Here is a 17,536-nt window from a genome sequence, read left to right as displayed (position 1 = left end):
CGCTAAGGGCTTCAACGGGTGCCGCAGGCGCGATGAAAGCTGTTGATAGCGCGGCAAGACGGGTGGCGATTCCGCGCGCGCCTGCCTAGGGTCGGGCATGGTGCATTCGGGTTTCGTTCCCCTCCGGGTCTTCTCCTCCTACACGATGCTGGAAGGCGCGATCGAGCCCAAGGCGATCGCCAAGCGGGCGCGCGAGCTCGGCTTCCCGGCGGCGGCTTTGGCCGATCGCAACGGGCTGTACGCAGCGATGCCCTTCTCCGAAGGCTGCAAGAAAGCCGGGGTCCAGCCGATCATCGGCACGCTGCTCGCGGTCAAGCGGCCCAACATGCCGGATGGCGTCAAGGCGCCGATCGACTGGCTCGCGCTGCTCGCGCAGGACGAGACCGGCTACGGTCATCTCTGCAACCTCGTCTCGCTCGCGCATCTCGATCGCCCGATCGAGGAAGACGCCCATGTCACATTCGATCAGCTAAACGGCCGCACCGACGGGCTGATCGCGCTCACCGGCGGCGCCGAGGGCGGGCTGACGCGGCTCTATGCCGAGGGGCAGGATTCGGCCGCCGAAGCCTATGCCGAGGCGCTGCAGGCGCTGTTCCCCGATCGCCTCTATATCGAGATCGTCCGCCGACTCGACGAAGTCGAAGGCCGCGCCGAACCCAAATTGCTCGATTATGCCTATGCCCGCGATCTGCCTCTGGTCGCGACCAACCCCTGCTGCTTCGCCGAGGAAAGCTTCCACGAAGCGCATGACGCGATGCTGTGCATCGCCAACTCGTCCTACATCGCCAGCGACGACCGCCCGCGCAGCTCGCCCGACGCGTGGATGAAGCCCGCCAACGAAATGAAGTCGCTGTTCGCCGATCTGCCCGAGGCGATCGCGAACACGCTGGTGGTAGCCCAGCGCTGCGCGGTCGCCGCGCCCAAGCGCAAGCCCATCCTCCCCAGCCTCGCCGGCGACCGCGAAGGCGAAGCCACGATGCTGCGCGAACTCTCCCGCGCCGGCCTCGATCGCCGCCTGGCGAAGATCGCCCAGATCGAGGGAAGGTCGTTCCCCTCCCGCTTGCGGGAGGGGCTAGGGGAGGGGAGTCCCGTGGCCGGAAAGGGGGAAGAGACCGACTGGACACAGCCCTATCGCGATCGCCTCGAATTCGAGCTCGACGTCATCATCCAGATGGGCTTCCCCGGCTATTTCCTGATCGTCGCCGATTTCATCCAATGGGCGAAGGCGCACGACATCCCCGTCGGCCCGGGCCGTGGTTCGGGCGCGGGCTCGGTCGTGGCCTGGGTGCTGACGATCACCGATCTCGATCCGCTGAAGCTCGGCCTGCTGTTCGAACGCTTCCTCAATCCCGAACGCGTGTCGATGCCCGATTTCGACATCGATTTCTGCGAAACCCGGCGCGGCGAAGTGATCCGCTACGTCCAGCAGAAATATGGCACCGGCCAGGTCGCGCAGATCATCACCTTCGGGACGATGAAGGCGCGCGCGGTGCTCAAGGACGTCGGGCGCGTGCTGCAGATGAGCTATGGCCAGGTCGATCGCCTCGCCAAGCTGATCCCCAATCTGCCCGCCGATCCCTGGACGCTCGAACGCACGCTCAACGGCGTCAGCGACTTCCACTCGGAATATAAGAACGACCCCGGCGTCCGCCATCTCGTCGATCTGTCGATGCGGCTGGAGGGGCTGCCGCGGCACAGCTCGACCCACGCCGCCGGCGTGGTGATCGGCGATCGCCCGCTCGCCGAGCTCGTCCCGCTCTATCGCGATCCGCGTTCGGACATGCCGGTCACCCAGTTCGACATGAAATATGTCGAGGCGGCGGGGCTGGTGAAGTTCGACTTTCTCGGGCTCAAGACGCTGTCGGTGCTCAAGAAGGCAGTCGAATTGCTCGGCGATCGCGGCATCGAAGTCGATCTCGAAACGCTCAGCTGGGACGATCCGCAAGTCTACGACCTGCTCCAGCGCGGCGACACTGTCGGCGTGTTCCAGCTCGAATCCGAAGGCATGCGCCGCACCCTGACGGCGGTCCGCCCGACCAATTTCGGCGACATCATCGCGCTCGTCTCGCTCTATCGCCCGGGCCCGATGGATAACATTCCGATGTTCGGTCACCGCAAGGGCGGCCGCGAGCCGATCGTCTATCCGCACCCCCTGCTGGAAACGGTGCTCCACGAGACCTACGGCATCTTCGTCTATCAGGAACAGGTGATGCAGGCCGCGCAGATCCTGGCCGGCTACAGCCTCGGCGGCGCCGATATGCTCCGCCGCGCGATGGGCAAGAAGATCAAGGCCGAGATGGACGCCCAGCGCGCCGGCTTCGTCGAGGGCTGCCTGAAGGTGAACAACATCCCGGCCAAGCAGGCGAACGAACTGTTCGACTTGATCGACAAGTTCGCCGGCTACGGCTTCAACAAGTCGCACGCCGCGGCCTATGCGCTGCTGGCCTACCAGACCGCCTGGCTCAAGACGCATTACCCGCACGAATTCTACGCCGCGTCGATGGCCTATGACATCCACCAGACCGACAAGCTCGCCATCTTCGCCGACGATATGCGCCGGCTCGACGTCGAATGCCTGCCGCCCGACATCAACGCCAGCCTCGCCGATTTCTCGGTCGAGAAGCATGGCGAGGGTCTTGCGGTGCGCTATGCGCTGGGCGGGCTCAAGGGCGTCGGCGAGCGTGCGATGGAATTGCTCGTCGAGGAGCGAGACGAAAATGGCCGCTTCCAGTCGCTCGACGATCTTGCGCGCCGCGTCGATCCACGCCTGCTAAACAAGCGCCAGGTCGAGACGTTGGCCGGGGCGGGGGCGTTCGACAGCATCGAGCCCAATCGCGCCGGGGTCTTTGCCGCCGCCGAAACGGTGCTCGCGGTCGCGCAGCGCACGCAGGACAGCAAGACAAGCGGGCAGGGCGGCCTGTTCGGCGAATCCGAAGCCGGCGGCGGCGCGATTGCGCTGCCCAAGAGCGCGCACTGGTCGCTTGCCGATCGGATCAACGCCGAGAAGGAAGCCTTCGGCTATTATTTCTCGGCGCACCCGCTCGATCGCTACCAGCATCTCGCCCGCGTCCACGGCGCGCGCGACCTGAGCACGCTCGGCGAAATCCCGATCCCCGAAGGCGCCCGCATCGGCGCGACCGTTGCCGCCCTGATCGAGGATGCGCGCTGGCGCACCTCGGCGCGCGGCAATCGCTATCTGATGGCGACCATCTCCGACACCAGCGGCCAGATCCCCGTGACCTGCTTCGAGGAGTTGGCCGCGAAGGACATGGAAGAGGCCGCGCGGGCAGGCGGGTGCGGCGTGCTGACCGTAGAGCTCGACAAGCGCGCCGGTGAAGACACGCCGCGCGTGACCGTCAAGCGCGTCCAGCCTTTCGAGACGCTTGCCAACACCGCCCAGCTCCTGCTCGAGGTGGTGGTCGATGATCCGCGCGTGCTCGGCGTGCTCGCAGAGCTGATGGCCGATCAGCGCGGCGGCCGCGGCGAAATACTGGTGCGCGCGCCCCTCGCCGAGGGCGAGGCGACGGTGGTGCTGGGACGCAACTTCCGCCTGGACGGCGAACTCGCCCAGAAGATCGAGAAGCTGCACGGCATCCGCCACGCGGCGCTCAAGACTGCCGAAAGCCAGCGCCTGGCCGCCGCCGCCTAATCCCCCTTCTGCTTGCGGGAGGGGTTAGGGGAGGGGCTGTCGGCGCGCGAAGATCTCGATGAGACGGTCACGCCCCACCCCAACCCCTCCCCTGAAGGGGAGGGGCTTTTAGCTACGCCACTCTCGACACCCACTATCTACCGACGCTAGGTTCTCGAAAAACCGGTATGGAGAGAGCAATGCTGGGTGGAATGCAGGATTTCGAGCTCCGCGTGATGCGCCTGCTCGATCACGCCGCGCGCGAGCATGGGTCGCGGGAGATCGTCACCCGCTGGGCCGACGGCGGCGAGACCCGCACCGACTGGGCCGGAATCGCCCGCGATTCGCGCAAGCTGGCGCAGGCGCTCGAGCGGCTGGGGGTCAAGGTCGGCGATCGCGTCGCGACGCTGGCGATGAACCATAGCCGCCATTTGGTAGCCTGGTATGGCACGATCGGGATGGGCGGGCTGATCCACACGATCAATCCGCGGCTGTTCGACGATCAGCTCGCCTTCATCGCCAACCATGCCGAGGATCGGGTCCTCCTCTACGACAAGGCCTTCGCGCCCCTGGTCGACAAGATGAAGCCGCACTGGCCGACGATCGAGCATTATGTCTGCTTCGACGCGGACCCCGATGACGCCGCCAGTTTCGAAGCGCTCATCGCGCGCGAGGACGGCGACTATGCCTGGGTCGAGGGCGACGAACGCGAACCCTGCATGCTCTGCTACACCAGCGGCACCACCGGCAATCCCAAGGGCGTGGTCTATACCCACCGCTCCACCGTGATCCACGCGATCACCGAACTCCAGCCCGCCGAATTCGATCTCTCCACCCAGTCGGTGGCGATGCCGATCGTGCCGATGTTCCACGCAGTCGGCTGGGGACTTCCCTTCGCCGGCGCCGCGGTCGGCGTCAAATTCGTCTTCTCGGCGATCAACGAGCCCAAGATCCTCTGCGACCTGATGAACCGCGAAAAGGTCACCCACAGCGCCGGCGTGCCCACCGTCTGGTTCGGCATGTTCCAGTATATGGACGCCACCGGCGCGGCGCCCGAGCATCTCAAGATCGTTACGATCGGCGGCTCGGCGGCGCCGCGCGCGATGATCGAGCGGCTGATGAAGATGGGCATCCGCGTCAACCATGCCTGGGGCATGACCGAAACCTCGCCGATCGGCACGATGGGGGCGCCGTCGCACGATTGGGACGATCTCTCGTTCGAAGAACAGGTCGGCCAGGTGGCGATGCAGGGCAAGGTCCCGTTCGGGGTCGAGCTGCGCGTAGTCACCGACGAGGGCGTGATCCAGCCACGCGACGGCAAGAGCTCGGGGCGGCTTCAGGTCCGCGGCCCCTGGGTGATCCGCCAATATTTCCAGGACGAAAGCGGGCCCTGCGTCGACGCCGAAAATTGGTTCGACACCGGTGACGTCGCGGTCCTCCATGCCGACGGGACGATGCAGATCACCGATCGCGCCAAGGACGTCATCAAATCGGGCGGCGAATGGATCAGCTCGGTCGAGCTCGAAAATGCCGCGGTCGGCTGCGCGGGCGTCGCCGAAGCCGCGGCGATCGGCGTCCATCATCCGCGCTGGGAAGAACGGCCGATCCTGCTCGTCGTCCGCAAGCCCGGCGCCGAGGTGACCCCCGAGGAAATCCAGGCGCATCTGGCGCAGCATGTCGCCAAATGGTGGCTGCCCGACGAAGTCCATTTCGTCGACAGCCTGCCACACACGGCCACCGGCAAGCTGCTCAAGACCGCGATCCGCGAGCAGTATAAGGATTTCCGGCTGGCGGCTGCCTGAGGCCCGCCCCCGCCATAGCCGTCATCCCGGCGAAAGCCGGGATCCAGGGCGGCTCAGCGCAGCCCTGCTTGGCTCTGGGTGACGGCTTTCGCCGGGATGACGGCCTTACTCAGCGGGCCGCCAAAATCGCAGCACTAACTTCCGCCGCCTTCGCATCGCGGAACCGCGCGCAATTGCGGATCGATTCCACCGCCCGATCGAGGCTCAGCGTGTTTCCCCCGGCCAGCTGCGGGCGAAGCTTGGCGTCGACCGCCGCGGCCTGGTCCACGGTGCACAGCACGTTGAACATCCCCGCCGCCCGCGCCGAGAAGATCCCGCCGCCGCCAGCACCCTTCGAGAAAGCGTCGAAATTGGCGAGCATATAGTCGACCGCGATGTCGCGGGTGCCGGGTGCGCCGAGGAAGCCGGCGGTGGCGTAAAGCCGTCCGATCTGCGGCAGCCGCGGATCCTTGAAGTCGTTGAAAAACCAGCGCGCTACCTCCGGATTGCCGGAGGCTGCGACCGCCTGCAGCCCGGTCTGGCGCAGCGCCGGGATTGCCCCGCTCAGCGCCTTGTCCGCGATCAGCTGCGCCTGCGGCACGCCTTTTTCCTCGACGGAAATCGCCAGCGCGAGCTGGGCGAATTGCGGATCGAGTGCCTTGGCGTCACCGGCCAGATAGGCGTCGGCAGCAGCGCTGAGCTTCGCGCGGATCGCCGCGTCGCGGCCTCCCAAGGCCACGAGCTGGACGATATCCGCGCGCAGCTTGCGCCGATCCGGGCCATCGGTGGCGAAGGCCCCCGCCGCCGGATCGAAGCCGAGCTTCGCGAGCATCGGCGCGTAGATATCCGCGATCAGCTTGCGATGCGCCGGCAGCGCGGCATCGCTGACCAGCCCGCGCCGGACCAGCCCGCGCAGCCGCGCGCCGTTATCCAATGCCGCCGCCGAAGCGGGATGCGCCGCCATCGAGCGGGTGAGCGCGATCACCTGCGCGGTGCTCGCCTTGCCCGCGAAGAAGGAGGCCCACAGGCTGTCGGTCACCGCCAGCGCCTCGCCCTCGGGCAGGGTCGGCGCGGCGGCGATCAGCGCAGTCCAGTCGGCCGGATCGAGATCGAAGCGATAATAGCCCAGCCCCCCGGCATTGGGCACCACCACGCCTTCGCCCTTGGCATCGATCGCGCCGCCCGCTTTGTCGATCAGCGTGCAGCTGCGCACCGCGCTCCGGCGCACGCACAGCGGTACGATCCATTCGCCCGGCCCCGGCTGGGTGCCATAATAAGCATAACGCGATTGGCTCGCGACGAGCCCGGCCCCCTGCCGCTTGAGCGTCACCACCGGCACGCCCTGCTGGTCGACGAAGCTCTTGAGCGACGCCAGCACCCGCGGGTCCTTCGCCGCATCGGCAAGCGAGGCGAAAAACTGGTCGGTGCTGGCGTTGCCATGGTTATGGCGCTGCATATGCAGCCGCACGCCCGCGCGAAACTTCTCGTCGCCCAGATAGGCCGCGATCATCGCGACCACCTGTCCGCCCTTGCCATAAGTGATCTGGTCGAACGCGGCGTCGACATTGGCGTCGTTGGTGATCCGTTCGTGGATCGGCCGACCAACGCTGAGCGCGTCGAGCTGCATCGCGTCGAACGCCTCGTCGATCGCGCCCGTGCCGATGTTGAGGTCGGGCCGCCATTCGTTGCCGATGCGATAGCCCATCCAGTTGGCGAAGCTCTCGTTCAGCCAGATATCGTCCCACCAGGCCGGGGTCACGAGATCGCCGAACCACTGGTGCGCCAGCTCATGCGCGACCACCATGCCGAAGGTCTGCTTCTCCTCGGTCGGCGAGGCTTCGTCGACGAACAGGATGCTGTCGCCATAAATGTCCGCCCCGGCATTCTCCATCGCGCCGGGCATCACCGGCGAACCGATCTGGTCGAGCTTGGGGTAGGGGAAGCCCTGGCCGAAATAGCCCTCCAGCAGCGCGACGATCTTGGCCGATCCGTCGAGCGCATATTGCAGCTGCCCGGCATAAGGCTTGGTGCCGACGATGCGTAGCGGCAGCGGCTTGCTGCGCTGGGCGGTCGGCGGAACCACGCCCTCGGCGGTCGCGAACGGGCCGACGACGAAGGCGACCAGATAGGTCGGCAGCGGCTCGGTGGGGATGAAATTGTGCTTCACCAGCGCGCCCGCGGGCACCGGCTTGCCGGTGTCGGGCGCGTTGCTGATCGCGACGAAGCCCGGCTTGGTGGTTACCGATACGGCGAACGGCGTCTTGTATCCCGGCTCGTCGAACGAAGGGAAAGCGGCGCGCGCGTCGATCGACTGGAATTGCGACCAGCTATACCAATCGTCGCCCACCTTGATGCGATAGATGCCCGACGGCCCGTTGCCGAACGCCGCGTCATAATCGAACTTCAGCGTCACTTTGCCCGCGGGCACGGTCCGGCCGAAATCGACCTGCGCCAGCCCCAGCGGATTCTTCTGGGTGAAGGTGACCGGCGTCTCCTTGCCGCCGATCCGCACCACCGCCTTGCTGACCTTCAGGTCGCGCCCGTGCATGAAGATCGAAGCCGCCGGCTTCTTGAGCTGCACGTCGATCTCGGCATGCCCGCTGAACCGCTCCTGCTCGGGCACCACCGTCAGGTCCAGCCGATAGGCGATCGGCGCCGCCGTGTCGGGCAGCTTGCCGGTCGGCAGCGGCTCGGCGGTCTGGGCAACAGCGGCGGGGGTGAGGAAGAGGGCAAACGCAAAGAAGACGCGCATCGAGATTCCTTATGGGACAGCGATGCTTAAGGGCGCGAGTGGCCTAGAGCAATAGCACACCGTCGTGCCCAGACGTTCCTTGGCGGGGGCTGATTCAATTGCGGATGTTGGCTCGAGTGCGTAGATCCGAGCCGGACAGGGAGGCTTATATGCGCGAGATCGGTACGGATCGCCTATCGGCTGGATCAGTTTTCAAATTTGGCTATCTGGCCAATCTGGCGCTCATGATGCCGGTCATGCTCTTCTTCGGGATTCTGGGGATGACGGGCGGCACCGCAGTCTACCAAAACGGCCAGCCTGTTTACGGCATCACGGCTCTAGTCACCGCGGTCGCCATGGGGATCGCGTTTCCAGCGATTCTTGCCACATGGCTCATGTTGGGAACGCTAATTCTGAGATTTTTCAAGGCGCGAGCCCCGTCACTTCGTCTTAGAGGTGAATGACTACAGTCGCGATGGATCAATCCATGTCGGCTTACCACCCACTTCCTGACTCCCCACCAAGCCCCAAAAGCGCCCTTCAGGCCGCCAGTCGCGTGCGGTTCCGCCCGGAATGCTTCGCCTCATACAGCGCTTCGTCGGCGCGGATGATGAGCTGGTCGCGGGTCTCGCCGGGAATGTAGTGGGCGACGCCGACGCTGACGGTGATCGGCACGAGCACGCCGGTCTCCAGCACGATGTGGCGGCGGGCGATGCCTTCGCGCAGCCGTTCGCCGGCGATGCCCGATTCCACCTTGTCGGTATCGGGCATCAGCACCGCGAACTCCTCGCCGCCGATGCGGCCCAGCATGTCGGCGGCGCGCATCTTCTCGCGCGCGATTTCGGCGAAGCGGCGCAACACCTGGTCGCCGGCATGGTGACCGAAATTGTCGTTCACTTTCTTGAAATAATCGAGATCGACCAGCGCGATCGCCAGCGGCGCGCCGCTGCGGCTGACGCGCGCGATCTCGGTATCCAAAGCCGCCAGAAAGGCGCGGCGATTGAGCAGGCCGGTAAGCTCGTCGATTGTGGCGGCAAGGCGGAGCTGTTGCGCCAGTTCCAGCGCCTGCTGTCGCGCGCGCGACGCCGTATATCCTGCCCAGGCGACGATCAGCAGGAAGAGAAGCGCCACTGCCGACATTGCCAGGCTGGCCACATCGGCGATGAACGCGGCGCGCGCTCCGGCCGCCTCCCGCTCGGCGAGCAGGCGGCGCTCCTCATTCTCGAGCTGCGCCGTCATTGCGAGCAGCGTTTCGATATGACGCCGGCCGATTCCGGATTGGACCATTCCAACCGCCTCTGCACGCCGGCCCGCGCGATACAGGTTCACGGTCCGCTCGATGACGGCGAGATAGCGATTGAGCCGGGGAAGCAGGTTCATCAGCTGGGTGCGGGCGGCGGGCCGATCCCGGGTCAGCGCGAGCAGTTCTTCGGCAGCGACAGGCGCGTTGCGGACGCCGCGATCATAAGCGTCGAGAAATCGCGGATCGCCGGTGATCAGGTAGCCCCGTTCTCCACGCAGCGATTCGTTGATCGAGGACCGGAATTTCTCGGTGACCAGCAGCACTTCCAGCGTGTGCATCTGCCAGTCCGTCGCGGCACGGCGCTGCTGCGAGGTATAGTGCGATAGGCCGGTCGTCACGATCAGCATCAGCAGCAGCGCCACGAGTGACGCAAAGCCGAAGACGTGGCGTTTGCGGCTGGCGAGGTCGTCGTTGAGCGACGGGGCGAGGGCAGGCACGGGCGTCCTTTCGCGTCCCCCCTGCACACGGCCTTAAGCGCGCAAGTGTAAACAAGGGCTTGCGGCCTACTTGCGGGAACGCGAGCGCTGGTTCACCTTCGCGAGCGAAGGGACAGACATGAGCGACGGCGTGGCAGTGGGATCGGCAGCAGCAGGCGACGCGGCGGTAACGCTGCCGGCGCGGCCCGAGCCGATGCGCCTCGTGCCGGGGGAGACTGCGGTCGTCGTGATCGATATGCAGAATGCCTATGCCTCGCCCGGTGGCTATGTCGATCAGGCCGGGTTCGACATCGGCGGCGCGGCCGGCACGATCGGCCGGATCGGACAGGTGCTTGAAACGGCGCGCGGGGCGGGGATCCAGATCGTCTACCTCCAGAACGGCTGGGACCCCGATTATGTCGAGGCGGGCGGGCCCGGCTCGCCCAACTGGCACAAGTCCAACGCGCTCAAGACGATGCGCGCGCGGCCCGAGCTTGCCGGGACTTTGCTCGCGCGCGGCGGGTGGGACTATGCCCTCGTCGATACGCTCAAGCCGCAAGCAGGCGACATCGTCCTCGGCAAGACGCGCTATTCGGCCTTCTTCAATTCGCAGCTCGATAGCGTGCTCCGCTCGCGCGGCATCCGCACGATCGTGTTCGTCGGGATCGCCACCAATGTCTGCGTCGAAAGCACGCTGCGCGACGGCTTCCACCTCGAATATTTCGGGGTGATGCTGGAAGATGCGACCCACCATCTCGGGCCCGATTTCATCCAGCGGGCCAGCGTCTACAATGTCGAGAAATTCTTCGGCTGGGTGTCCACCAGCGCGGATTTCTGTGGATCCTTTGGCCAGAGGCCCGAGTGACGCGCTGCGTTCGCCCCACCTACACCGTCATCCTGAACCCGTTTCAGGATCCAACCCTCCCCATGCGATGCGCTAGCCCGTTACGCGATGGATGCTGAAACAAGTTCAGCATGACGGGGCTGAATAGGAGACCGAGAATGCCCTTCGAACCGATCAACCCACCCCAATTCCCCACCCCGATCGCACCTTATTCGGCAGGCGCGAAGGCGGGCAACACCGTCTATGTCTCGGGCGTGCTCGCGCTGGGCGAGGGCGGGGCGGTCCTCCACATCGGCGACGCCGCGGCGCAGACGCGGCACGTGCTGGAGGTGATCAAGACCACCCTCGAAGCGGCCGGCGCGACGCTGGCCGACGTTGCGATGAACCATATCTTCCTCAAGGACCTGGCCGATTACGCCGCGTTCAACCAGGTTTACGCCGAGTACTTCCCGGGCGCGAAGCCTGCGCGCTACTGCATCAAATGCGAGCTGGTGAAGCCCGATTGTCTCGTCGAGATCGCCAGCGTGGCGCATCTTGCTTAGATCCTCCCCGGAACGGGGAGGGGGACCAGCCGCAGGCTGGTGGAGGGGGCTCTCCACCAGCGATACCCCTCGCGGCACGCCCCCTCCGTCAGCCCTCGGCTGCCACCTCCCCGTGCCGGGGAGGATCTAGGTGTCGCGTATCGAAGGCCTCTATTACGAGCAGCACGGCACCGGCCCCCCGCTTATCCTCTCCGCGGGCCTCGGCGGCTCCGCAAACTACTGGCTTCCCAACCTCCCCGCGCTCGTCGCAAACCACCGCGTCATCCTCTACGACCACCGCGGCACCGGACGTAGTGATCGCACGCTCCCCGAACAGGTCACCGTCGAGCAGATGGGCGCCGACCTGCTGGCGCTGATCGAGGGCCTGAACCTTGAAAAGGCGACGATCATCGGCCACGCCGCCGGCGGCGTCGCAGCCCTTGCGCTGGCGCTTGCCGCCCCCGAGCGAGTCGACCGCCTCGTCCTGGTCAACGCCTGGTCCAGGCCCGACCCCCACTTCGCCCGCTGCTTCGAAGCCCGCCTCGCGCTCCTGCGCAGCAGCGGCCCGGACGCCTATATCCGCGCCCAGCCCATCTTCCTCTACCCCGCCAACTGGATCTCCGAAAACGCCGCTCGCCTCGCCGCGGAAGACGCGCACCACCTAGCCCATTTCGCCGGCGCCGAAGCCTATGAAAAGCGCATCGCCGCGCTCAAGGCGTTCGACGTCGACGCCCGACTCCACGAAATCGCCGCGCCGACCCTTGCGCTGGCCGCCGAGGATGACATGCTCGTGCCATCGAACTGCTCGCGGCGCCTCGCCGAGGGCATCGAGGGGGCAGAGCTGAGCATGATGGGTTGGGGCGGGCACGGCTGCAACGTCACCGATCCGAACGGTTTCAACCAACGCGTGCTCGAATTCCTAGGGAGCTAACACATGCAGGTCGGCGTCTTCGTCCCCATCAACAACAACGGCTGGCTGATCAGCGAAAACGCCCCGCAATATATGCCCAGCTTCGATCTCAACAAGGCGATCGCGCTCAAGACCGAGGAGCATGGCCTCGATTTCCTCCTCTCGATGATCAAGCTGCGCGGCTTCGGCGGCAAGACAGAATTCTGGGAATATGGCCTCGAAAGCTTCACGCTGATGGCCGGGCTCGCCGCGGTGACCAGCAAGATCAAGATCTACGCGACCTGCCCGACGCTCGTCATCCCGCCCGCCTTCGCCGCGCGGATGTGCAACACGATCGACAGCATCAGCCACGGCCGCTTCGGGCTCAACCTGATCACCGGCTGGCAGCGCCCCGAATATTCGCAAATGGGGCTCTGGCCCGGCGACGAGCATTTCCGCAATCGCTACCAGATGCTCGACGAATATGCCCGCATCCTTCGCGAACTCTGGGCCGAGGGGGTTAGCGATTATAAGGGCACCTATTACCAGATGGAGGATTGCCGTGTCCGGCCCAAGCCGGAGGGCGATATGAAGATCATCTGCGCCGGGTCTTCGGACGAGGGCCTCGCTTTCTCGGCCAAATGGGCCGACTACGCCTTCTGCCTCGGCAAAGGCGTCAACACCCCCACTGCCTTCGCCTTCAACAACGAACGCCTCGCCGCCGCCACCGCCAAGACCGGGCGCGACGTCTCGGTCTTCGTCCTCGTCATGATCATCGCCGACGAGACCGACGAAGCCGCGATGGCCAAGTGGCAGTCCTATAATGACGGCGTCGATCATGACGCGATCGCCTGGCTCAAGGACCAGGGCGCGGCCGACAAGGTCAACGCCACCACCAATGTCCGCCAGCTCGCCGCCCCCGAAGGCGCGGTGAACATCAACATGGGCACCCTTGTGGGAAGCTACGAAAGCGTCGCCCGCATGCTCGACGAAATGGCCGAAGTTCCCAACACCGGCGGCGTCCTGCTCACCTTCGACGACTTCCTGGAGGGCGTCGAGAATTTCGGCACCCGCATCCAGCCGCTGATGAAGAGCCGGCAACCGGCCTGAACACCCAAGAAAGAACGGAGAGGCAAATGTTGAAGCGCATGCTGCTGGCGATGCTGTTGCTGTGCCTGGGCACCGCGCCCGCGCATGCCCAGAGCCGCGAACATTGGGTGGGAAGCTGGGCCACTTCGCAGATGGTCCCCACCGCGGAAAATATCGCCCCCACCGAAGACCTGACCGACGCCACGCTGCGCCAGATCGTTCGCATCTCGATCGGCGGCAAGCAGCTGCGGATCCGCTTCTCCAACGCCTTCGGCACCGCCCCGCTCGAGATCGGCGCGGCGAGCGTCGCGCTCTCCGCCGCGCATGACAGCGCCCGGATCCAGCCCGCGACGCTGCGTCGCCTCCAATTCGCCGGCCATCCCAGCGCGACGATCCCGGCGGGTGCGGACTATTGGTCCGATCCCGTCGACCTCCCCGTCGCCGCGGGCGCTGATCTCGCGATCAGCCTCTATCTCCCAACGGCGCCCGATCGCCAGACCAGCCACCCCGGCGCCCGCGCCCACATCCACCTCGTTCACGGCCAGCAGGTCGAGGCCGCGGACCTCCCAGGCGCGAAAACCTCCACCCGCTGGTATTTCATCGGCGGCGTCGAGACCGACTCCCCCGGCGCCTCCGCGCTCGTCATCCTCGGCGATTCGATCACCGACGGCTACGGCGTCCAGCCCAACACCAATTTGCGCTGGCCCGATCGGTTGATCGAGCGGATGCGCGCCAACGCCGCCACCCGCAACATGGCTGTGCTCAACGCAGGGATCGGCGGCAATCGCTTGCGGCTCGACGGCGCCGGCCCCAACGCGCTCGCCCGCTTCGATCGCGAAGTGCTGAGCGTCCCCGGCGTGACGCACCTGCTCATCGTCGAGGGGATCAACGATCTCGGCACGCTCACCCGCGACGCCCCCGCCACCCCCGCGCAACACGCCGCGCTGGTCCGCGAGATGATCGGCGTCTTCCAGCAAATGGTCGCCCGCGCCCGCGCGCACGGCATCAAGGCGATCGGCGGCACGATCATGCCCGACGGCGGCTCGGAATATTACCACCCCGACGCCGCCAACGAAGCCGGTCGCGCCGCGGTCAACGCCTGGATACGCACCCCCGGCAATTTCGACGCGGTGGTCGATTTCGACAAGGCGATGCGCGATCCCGCCAAGCCGACGCTGCTGCGCGCGGAGCTCGACTCGGGCGACGGCCTCCATCCCTCGATGGCGGGCTACAAGGCGATGGCCGACGCCGTGCCCTTGGCGCTCCTAGCGCGCTAACCTATCGTCACCCCCGCGAAAGCGGGGGCCCATCTCGGAGAGAAGCCAGGAGCGACAACAGCCGTCGTCCTTCCTGCGCGCGCAGGAGATGGGCCCCGGCCTTCGCCGGGGTGACGGGAATTAGAACAACTCCCCCTGCGGCCCGGCAGGCGCCCGAAACAAATCCGTCCGCACATTAACCCGCGGCCCATCCAGACCATATTTGCGGCACGCGATCAGGAACCGCGTCCGCAGCAAGTCCGACCAAGGCCCTTGCCCCCGCATCCGCGTGAAGAAATCCCCGTCATTGTCCTTCCCCCCGCGGATCGACTGGATCGTCGCCATCACCTTCGCCGCGCGATCTGGAAAATGCGCGTCGAGCCAGGCGCGAAACAGCGGCGCCACTTCCCACGGCAGCCGCACCGGCAGGAAGAAGGCCGATCGCGCCCCCGCCTCCGCCGCGCGCTCCAATATATGCTCCATCTCATGATCGGTAATCTGCGGGATCACCGGCGACATCGATACGAACACCGGGATCCCCGCGTCCGAAAGCTTCCGCATCGCCGCCAGCCGTTTCTCCGGATGCGGCGCGCGCGGCTCCACCGTCATCGCCACCCTGGGATCGAGCGAAGTGACCGAAATCATCACTGCCGCCAACCCCTTCGCCGCCATCGGCGCCAGCAAATCGATATCGCGCACCACCCGGTCCGATTTGGTCGTGATCGTGATCGGATGGTCGCATTCGGCCAGCACTTCGATGCAGCCGCGCGTGATCCGCCACTTGGCCTCGATCGGCTGATAGGGGTCGGTATTGGTCCCGAACGCGATCGGCTTGCATTCATAGCCCGGCTTCATCAGTTCCTGCCGCAGCAGCGCGGGCGCATCGGGCTTGGCGAACAGCTTCGTCTCGAAATCCAGCCCCGGCGAGAGATCGAGATAGGCATGGCTCGGCCGCGCGAAGCAATAGATGCAGCCATGCTCGCAGCCGCGATACGGATTGATCGATCGATCGAAGGCGATATCGGGCGATTGGTTGCGGGTGATGATCGTGCGCGGCGTCTCCACCGTCACCGTCGTGCGCAGCGGCGGTGCCTCGCCGTCCACCGCCAGGCGATCGTCGAGCCAGTCGCCATCCGCCTCGCGCGCGGGCAGGTTGAAGCGCGCGCTCGCCCGGTTGAGCGTGGCGCCACGGACGGGGCGATTCTTTGCCATTGCCCGACGCTAGGCCCGGCGCTAGAACGAAGCAAGAACATTGGGGGATGAACATGCCAAGAATCAGCTATGTCGAATTGCCGGTCCATCAGGTGGCAAAGGTGCGTGATTTCTACGCGCAGGCCTTCGGATTCGGCTTCACCGATTTCGGGCCCGACTATGCCGCGACCACCAGCGGCGATGTCCACCTCGGCCTGAACGGCTCGGACGAGGGAAGGCCAACGCATCCGTTCGCCCTGGTCGAGGTAGACAATCTGGAGGCGGCCGAGGAAGCCGTCTTCAACGCCGGCGGCACCGTCACCGTGCCGATCTACGCCTATCCCGGCGGCCGCCGCTTCCACTTCTCCGATCCCGACGGCAACGAGCTCGGTGTGTTCGTGAACGAGCCCGAGGCCTGAACGGCGCCGATTGCGGCCCCGTGCAGGGCTGCTAGAGTTCAGGTTCGAAGGGGCAAAGAGGGGAAATTCATGCGCAGATTGATCGTGGGCGTCGTCGGCGCCTTGTTTCTGGCGCCGTTCGCGCAGGCGCAGGATCGCGTGGTGGATGTCAGCTCGCTGCCTGCAATCGCCAAGATCCTGCAGGAGGAAGGCTATAAGGCGGCGCTGAAGAAGAGCGAGGCGGGCGAGGAATTCCTCGAAAGCGCGGCCGGTGGCGCAACTTTCACCATCCAGATGTTCGGCTGCGAACCGGCCAAGGGCTGCACCTCGGCGCAATTCAACAGCTGGTACAAGAAGGCACCCTGGTTCTCGACCGACGTCGCCAACCGCTGGAACGCGCGCAACCGCTTCATCAAGGCGGCGATCGACAAGGACGGCGATCTCTCAATCTATCTCGACGTCTCGACGCTGGGCAAGACGACCTACGCCAACTTCGCCGACACGATCGACTGGTGGGCAGTGATGACCGCCGAACTGGCCAAGTTCATCGAAGCCGAGCGCGTGGCGGCGGAGGGGAAGTAGGTCCCGTCAGCGGGACCCGACCGTGCCGTGAACTCGTGAAAGCGGTCGGTCGGCAAGCGACCCACTTGCGGCCATTCAGGGACCGTCGGCCCTGACCTAAAAGCTGCCCTTGGTTCGGCGAGAAGGCTGTGGCGCCGTCGCTATGCTTGACAGGTCGGTTGTGGCGTCAATCGCGACACCGGCGCCCTTTCGCTCCGAATAGCGGTCGACGAGCTGGGCGGCGTGGGGTCGCAGCAAGACAGTGAAGCGAACCAACTCCTCCATGACGTCTACGATCCGGTCGTAGTAGCTGGACGGCTTCATCCGGCCGGCATCGTCGAACTCCTCGAACGCCTTGGCGACGCTCGACTGGTTGGGAATCGTCACCATCCGCATCCAGCGGCCGAGGATGCGCAGCGTGTTCACGCTGTTGAACGACTGCGACCCCGCCGACACCTGCATAACGGCGAGGGTCCGGCCCTGCGTCGGCCGCATCCCGCCCATCGACAGCGGCAGGTGATCGACCTGTAGCTTCATGATCCCGGTGATCTGGCCGTGCCGCTCGGGGCTGCACCACACATGTCCCTCCGACCACATCGACAGCTCGCGCAGTTCGTGGACGGCCGGGTGATCGTCGCCGGCCACCTGGTCGGGCAGCGGCAGATTCGAAGGGTCGAAGATGCGCGTCTCCGCACCGAAGAACCGCAGCAGGCGCGCCGCTTCTTCGACGCACAGCCGGGAATAGGACCGCTCCCGCAGGGAGCCGTAGAGCAGAAGGATGCGCGGGGGTGGGTCGGCCGCCCCCAGGCAGAGGGCGGGACGATCCAGCGCGTAGCGGCGATCGAGGGCGGGCAGGTGGTTGGGGTCGGAGAGGAGGCGCAGGGGCATCAGGCAGCGTGTCCGATCAGGTTGGATGGTTTCCGGGGCA

General features: G+C 66.0%; 14 protein-coding genes. 10 read left to right on the top strand and 4 right to left on the bottom strand.

Translation table 11 applies throughout. The annotated features are described in order from the left end of the window. The first annotated feature begins 97 nt into the window (after nucleotides 1-97). Nucleotides 98-3,649, top strand: a complete 3,552-nt coding sequence (dnaE, locus tag OKW87_RS05175; RefSeq protein WP_265542833.1) for a DNA polymerase III subunit alpha — start codon at nucleotides 98-100, stop codon at nucleotides 3,647-3,649. A 179-nt stretch (nucleotides 3,650-3,828) separates the two neighbouring features. Next, nucleotides 3,829-5,430, top strand: coding sequence for a long-chain fatty acid--CoA ligase (locus OKW87_RS05170; RefSeq protein ID WP_265542830.1), 1,602 nt, complete (start codon nucleotides 3,829-3,831; stop codon nucleotides 5,428-5,430). Between the two features lie 109 nt (nucleotides 5,431-5,539). Here the strand turns inward: OKW87_RS05170 and OKW87_RS05165 are convergent, their stop codons facing one another. Next, a complete protein-coding gene (locus OKW87_RS05165; RefSeq protein WP_265542828.1) occupies nucleotides 5,540-8,161 on the bottom strand; it encodes a M1 family metallopeptidase in 2,622 nt (873 codons plus the stop codon). Between the two features lie 149 nt (nucleotides 8,162-8,310). Between OKW87_RS05165 and OKW87_RS05160 the strand changes: the two genes are divergently transcribed. Next, entirely contained in the window at nucleotides 8,311-8,604 is a 294-nt protein-coding gene (locus OKW87_RS05160; RefSeq protein WP_265542826.1) for a hypothetical protein, read from the top strand. Nucleotides 8,605-8,680: 76 nt separating this feature from the next. Here OKW87_RS05160 and OKW87_RS05155 read toward each other — a convergent pair whose 3' ends face one another. Next, nucleotides 8,681-9,880: a GGDEF domain-containing protein gene (locus tag OKW87_RS05155; RefSeq protein ID WP_265542824.1), complete on the bottom strand. Its 1,200-nt coding sequence runs from the start codon at nucleotides 9,878-9,880 to the stop codon at nucleotides 8,681-8,683. A 118-nt stretch (nucleotides 9,881-9,998) separates the two neighbouring features. Here OKW87_RS05155 and rutB point away from each other — a divergent pair, with 118 nt between their 5' ends. The 5 genes from rutB (at nucleotide 9,999) to OKW87_RS05130 (ending at nucleotide 14,479) form a co-directional block, all read left to right on the top strand. Next, on the top strand, nucleotides 9,999-10,724 hold the full coding sequence (gene rutB, locus OKW87_RS05150; protein ID WP_265542823.1) for a pyrimidine utilization protein B: 726 nt from the start codon (nucleotides 9,999-10,001) through the stop codon (nucleotides 10,722-10,724). A 137-nt stretch (nucleotides 10,725-10,861) separates the two neighbouring features. Beyond that, a complete protein-coding gene (rutC, locus tag OKW87_RS05145; protein ID WP_265542821.1) occupies nucleotides 10,862-11,245 on the top strand; it encodes a pyrimidine utilization protein C in 384 nt (127 codons plus the stop codon). Between the two features lie 130 nt (nucleotides 11,246-11,375). Further along, complete coding sequence (gene rutD, locus OKW87_RS05140; protein ID WP_265542819.1) at nucleotides 11,376-12,155, top strand: pyrimidine utilization protein D; 780 nt, start codon at nucleotides 11,376-11,378, stop codon at nucleotides 12,153-12,155. 3 nt (nucleotides 12,156-12,158) lie between these two features. Further along, nucleotides 12,159-13,223, top strand: a complete 1,065-nt coding sequence (gene rutA / locus OKW87_RS05135; RefSeq protein ID WP_265542817.1) for a pyrimidine utilization protein A — start codon at nucleotides 12,159-12,161, stop codon at nucleotides 13,221-13,223. Nucleotides 13,224-13,249: 26 nt separating this feature from the next. Then, a complete protein-coding gene (locus OKW87_RS05130) occupies nucleotides 13,250-14,479 on the top strand; it encodes an SGNH/GDSL hydrolase family protein (RefSeq protein ID WP_265542815.1) in 1,230 nt (409 codons plus the stop codon). Between the two features lie 120 nt (nucleotides 14,480-14,599). Here OKW87_RS05130 and OKW87_RS05125 read toward each other — a convergent pair whose 3' ends face one another. Beyond that, a complete protein-coding gene (locus OKW87_RS05125) occupies nucleotides 14,600-15,670 on the bottom strand; it encodes a PA0069 family radical SAM protein (protein ID WP_265542813.1) in 1,071 nt (356 codons plus the stop codon). Nucleotides 15,671-15,717: 47 nt separating this feature from the next. On the opposite strand from OKW87_RS05125, the gene OKW87_RS05120 reads away from it, so the two are divergent. Together OKW87_RS05120 and OKW87_RS05115 are read left to right on the top strand one after the other, a co-directional pair. Further along, nucleotides 15,718-16,068, top strand: a complete 351-nt coding sequence (locus OKW87_RS05120) for a VOC family protein (protein ID WP_322740334.1) — start codon at nucleotides 15,718-15,720, stop codon at nucleotides 16,066-16,068. Nucleotides 16,069-16,137: 69 nt separating this feature from the next. After that, nucleotides 16,138-16,629 (top strand): YbjN domain-containing protein, encoded by a 492-nt coding sequence (locus tag OKW87_RS05115; RefSeq protein ID WP_265542811.1) that lies wholly within the window; start codon nucleotides 16,138-16,140, stop codon nucleotides 16,627-16,629. A gap of 96 nt (nucleotides 16,630-16,725) precedes the next feature. Here the strand turns inward: OKW87_RS05115 and arsH are convergent, their stop codons facing one another. After that, nucleotides 16,726-17,496 carry an arsenical resistance protein ArsH gene (arsH, locus tag OKW87_RS05110; RefSeq protein ID WP_265542810.1) on the bottom strand — a complete coding sequence of 257 codons (771 nt, stop codon included), beginning with the start codon at nucleotides 17,494-17,496 and terminating at the stop codon, nucleotides 16,726-16,728. Between the last annotated feature and the right edge of the window lie 40 nt (nucleotides 17,497-17,536).

This window comes from Sphingomonas sp. M1-B02 (assembly GCF_026167525.1).
Classification (GTDB): Bacteria; Pseudomonadota; Alphaproteobacteria; order Sphingomonadales; family Sphingomonadaceae; genus Sphingomonas.
This window is presented reverse-complemented; position numbering and strand designations above follow the sequence as displayed.

Bases quoted from the DNA above. Each gene is read 5' to 3' on its own strand.
- OKW87_RS05115 (WP_265542811.1), top strand. From the start codon at position 16,138: ATGCGCAGATTGATCGTGGGCGTCGTCGGCGCCTTGTTTCTGGCGCCG.
- OKW87_RS05120 (WP_322740334.1), top strand. From the start codon at position 15,718: ATGAACATGCCAAGAATCAGCTATGTCGAATTGCCGGTCCATCAGGTG.
- rutC (WP_265542821.1), top strand. From the start codon at position 10,862: ATGCCCTTCGAACCGATCAACCCACCCCAATTCCCCACCCCGATCGCA.
- arsH (WP_265542810.1), bottom strand. From the start codon at position 17,496: ATGCCCCTGCGCCTCCTCTCCGACCCCAACCACCTGCCCGCCCTCGAT.
- rutA (WP_265542817.1), top strand. From the start codon at position 12,159: ATGCAGGTCGGCGTCTTCGTCCCCATCAACAACAACGGCTGGCTGATC.
- OKW87_RS05170 (WP_265542830.1), top strand. From the start codon at position 3,829: ATGCTGGGTGGAATGCAGGATTTCGAGCTCCGCGTGATGCGCCTGCTC.
- OKW87_RS05160 (WP_265542826.1), top strand. From the start codon at position 8,311: ATGCGCGAGATCGGTACGGATCGCCTATCGGCTGGATCAGTTTTCAAA.
- OKW87_RS05165 (WP_265542828.1), bottom strand. From the start codon at position 8,161: ATGCGCGTCTTCTTTGCGTTTGCCCTCTTCCTCACCCCCGCCGCTGTT.
- rutB (WP_265542823.1), top strand. From the start codon at position 9,999: ATGAGCGACGGCGTGGCAGTGGGATCGGCAGCAGCAGGCGACGCGGCG.
- dnaE (WP_265542833.1), top strand. From the start codon at position 98: ATGGTGCATTCGGGTTTCGTTCCCCTCCGGGTCTTCTCCTCCTACACG.
- OKW87_RS05125 (WP_265542813.1), bottom strand. From the start codon at position 15,670: ATGGCAAAGAATCGCCCCGTCCGTGGCGCCACGCTCAACCGGGCGAGC.
- OKW87_RS05130 (WP_265542815.1), top strand. From the start codon at position 13,250: ATGTTGAAGCGCATGCTGCTGGCGATGCTGTTGCTGTGCCTGGGCACC.